Source organism: Candidatus Methylomirabilis sp. (assembly GCA_036000645.1).
Classification (GTDB): Bacteria; Methylomirabilota; Methylomirabilia; order Methylomirabilales; family JACPAU01; genus JACPAU01.
In genome coordinates this window covers 1-2809 of the sequence record DASYVA010000181.1, presented here as the reverse complement: position 1 = coordinate 2809, position 2809 = coordinate 1, and the positions used below count along the sequence as shown (strand labels likewise).

Sequence of the window (2809 nt, the reverse complement as noted above, 5' to 3'; positions counted from 1 at the left end):
CGCCCGTCACCAGCACGCGCACCGCCAGCCTCCCCCGGGCCGCCGCTTCCCGCAGGCCGCGTGCCTCACCCCACCATCGCGGCGCGAGCGGTCCGTGCGTCAGGCGGGGCGCCGGCGCCGCGCCTGTGCCTCCCGCACGGCACGCCCCGCGTTGACTCGGCCGTAGCCGTAGTACCGGCTGTGCCCCCGCGCGTCGTAGCGGCCCCAACCCGGGTCCACCTTGTCCGCGGTCGCCTCGAGCACCTGCCGCACCTCGGCCGCCGTGAGCGACGGGTTGACGGAAAGGACCAGAGCGGCCACGCCCGCCACGAGGGGGCATGCGGCCGAGGTCCCCCCGAACTCCCCCGTCCAGTCGCCCTCAGGGTTGTACCCCCGCCGCCCCCGCACGTCGGTCGTCCAGATGCCGTTGCGCCCGCCGCTCGACGGAGCGGCCACGCTGATCGCCTTCCCGAAGTCGCTGTACCAGGCCCGGCGGTCCTGGTCGGTGGTGGCGGCAACCGCGATCACCTTCGGATAATTGGCGTAGCCGCACAGGTCCGCCGACTCGTCCCCGTTGCCCGCCGCGAAGCAGATCACGCAGCCCCGCCCGCCACGCCCCTTGCCCACCGCCTGGTCCATAGCCGCCCGGACGATGAGCGGGAGGGGCTCCTTCACGCCCGTCCCGTCGGGCGGGCCCCAGGAGTTGCTGATCACGGCAGCCCCGTGCCCGGCCGCCCACCGGAAGGCTCGGGCGATGGCGGCCTCGTCGAGGCCCTCGAGGGAGAGCCGGATCGGCATGAGGCGGCAGCGCGGCGCGATCCCGATCACCCCCACCCCATCCCCTCCCACCGCCGTCGCGACCCCGGCGCAGGCCGTGCCGTGGGCGTCTTCCAGGGCCGGCGAGGGGTCGGGGTCGTCCTCCCCGAAGTCGTACGGGGCCACGATTTTCCCCCGTCCCCGCAGGTCCGGGTGCCCCAGGTCGAAGCCGTCGTCAATGACGGCTATCGTCACCCGCGGCGAGCCCTTCGTGACCTCCCAGGCGGCGAGGGCCTTGACGTCGGCCCCGGCCCGAGCGCCGCCCTGCCCGGTATTGTGCAGGTGCCACTGCTTCGGGAAGAGGGGGTCGTTCGGGACCACGCGCCCCCCGCGCGACCGCCTCCCCCCGCCTCCCCGGCGGGCCAGGCGGCGCAGGAAGTTCGGCTCCGCGGCCAGCGCCACCCCTTCCTCGTAGAGCCGGTTGGCAACCTTGAGCGCATTCTCGCCGGCCGCCCTCGTGACCCGGCAGAGGTAGCCGTTCTCGAGCCCGGGGATCGGCTCGTCCAGCACGATCCCCCGCTCCCGGCAGAGGCTCCGGAGGCGCCGACCGGTCAGGTCGGGCTTGAACTGCACGACGATCTCGTCGGTGAGGATGAGGGGGTCGGGCGCCCGGGCGCGCCGCCGCCGATAGACGTGGGTGCAGTACTGCGTGCGCCCATCCCGGCGCAGGGCGTCCATGGCCCGGTCCCGCGCCGCCGCGGCCCCCCGAACCCGGTAGGTGGCCAGACGCTTCCGTCCATAGGCCCGGTCGAGGGCCACTGGGGGCAGCCGCTCTCCCGCCCGCGTCCAGGCCCGCAGCTCGGCGGGCAGCCGCCCTTCCCGCAGGCGCAGGGCGAAGGCGTCGGGGAGCTTCGTGAGAGGGAACTTCTGCCCGTCCCGGTAGAAATAGTTGCCTCGATACCGCCGGCGACCTCTCGGTGACCTCCCCATCCGTCCGCTCCTTGCCGGCATCGGCGCGCGGCAACTGCCGGCAGCATACCAGGAATCATGCCCGGGAGACACCCACCGGGGTGATGCAGATGTGAGAGAGCTCTTGACACGATATAGAATTTCCGCTATTCTCTTTTATTGAAAGTCAGTTTTCTCGAATACTCGAAGCACTGGAGGGAAGTATGCCAGCCGACAAGCCGCTCAGCAAGCTCGTCCGACCCCTTGCGAAGGGACAGATCACGCTACCGATCGAGTTTCGGCGCCGGCTCAAGATTGATGCCGGCACCATGTTGACCCTAACGCTGAAGGGAGGCCGCATCGAGATCGTCCCCGTTCGCCCGGTGCCGCAGGAAGAGGCCCGGCGGGACTACACGGAGGATCAGATCCGGCGTTTCCTCAGGGAAGATCGGCTCGATCCGAGGACGGCAGCGAAGGTCCGCCGCCTGCTCGGCCAGAAGCGGTCAGCGTGACGGTGGTTCCCCGCCTTTTCCTGGATGCGAGCGTCTTCATCGCTGCGGCCGGACCTCATACGGGTGCCTCGGCCCTGGTCCTTGCCCTGTGCCGACACGGCCGCGCCAGGGCTGTGAGCAGCCGTCTCATCCTCCGGGAGGCCGAGCGGAACATCCAAAGCAAGCTCGGGGCCAACGCCCTCCTCCGGTTCTACCAGGAGATCGCCACCCTCGACCTTGACCTGGCGGCGGCCTTGAAGGGGACCGTCGAAGTGCTCCTGACCCTGGATCGGAAACACTTCCTGACCGCACGCGTGCTTCAGGCCGGTTTGCCGTTCGCCATCCTGACACCGGGTGACTTCCTCCGCCGGCTCGTCTCGTAATCTGCAGGAGCTTCCCGGCACACCCCCCAGACGACGGCCCGAAAAGAGCACGAGCCGGCGCGCTATCTCTCGCCGGCTCGTGAGGCGCGTCGGTCTATCTCAGATGGTCGCGGCTCGCGTCCCCCCCTCCCGCTGCTCCCGGGTGATGCGCTCCCAGTACTCCAGGAAGAAGGCCAGGAAGATGCCGGCGAAGAGGCTGATGGCGCCGGCGATCATCATGTTCTGCCTCGTCTTGGGCTTCGACTTCCACTC

Annotated in this window: 3 protein-coding genes; 2 read left to right on the top strand and 1 reads right to left on the bottom strand. The window is 70.5% G+C overall.

From position 1 onward, the window contains the following. Positions 1-99: 99 nt before the first annotated feature. Positions 100-1725 (bottom strand): S8 family serine peptidase, encoded by a 1626-nt coding sequence (locus VGT06_10245; protein ID HEV8663503.1) that lies wholly within the window; start codon positions 1723-1725, stop codon positions 100-102. A 182-nt stretch (positions 1726-1907) separates the two neighbouring features. On the opposite strand from VGT06_10245, the gene VGT06_10240 reads away from it, so the two are divergent. Together VGT06_10240 and VGT06_10235 are read left to right on the top strand one after the other, a co-directional pair. Beyond that, positions 1908-2195, top strand: coding sequence for an AbrB/MazE/SpoVT family DNA-binding domain-containing protein (locus VGT06_10240; GenBank protein HEV8663502.1), 288 nt, complete (start codon positions 1908-1910; stop codon positions 2193-2195). Continuing rightward, on the top strand, positions 2192-2557 hold the full coding sequence (locus VGT06_10235) for a PIN domain nuclease (protein HEV8663501.1): 366 nt from the start codon (positions 2192-2194) through the stop codon (positions 2555-2557). The genes VGT06_10240 and VGT06_10235 overlap by 4 nt, the downstream gene beginning before the upstream one ends. The last annotated feature ends 252 nt before the right edge of the window (positions 2558-2809 follow it).

Excerpts from the sequence above, each read along its gene's own strand:
- VGT06_10245 (HEV8663503.1), bottom strand. The coding sequence starts at position 1,725 with ATGGGGAGGTCACCGAGAGGTCGCCGGCGGTATCGAGGCAACTATTTC.
- VGT06_10240 (HEV8663502.1), top strand. The coding sequence starts at position 1,908 with ATGCCAGCCGACAAGCCGCTCAGCAAGCTCGTCCGACCCCTTGCGAAG.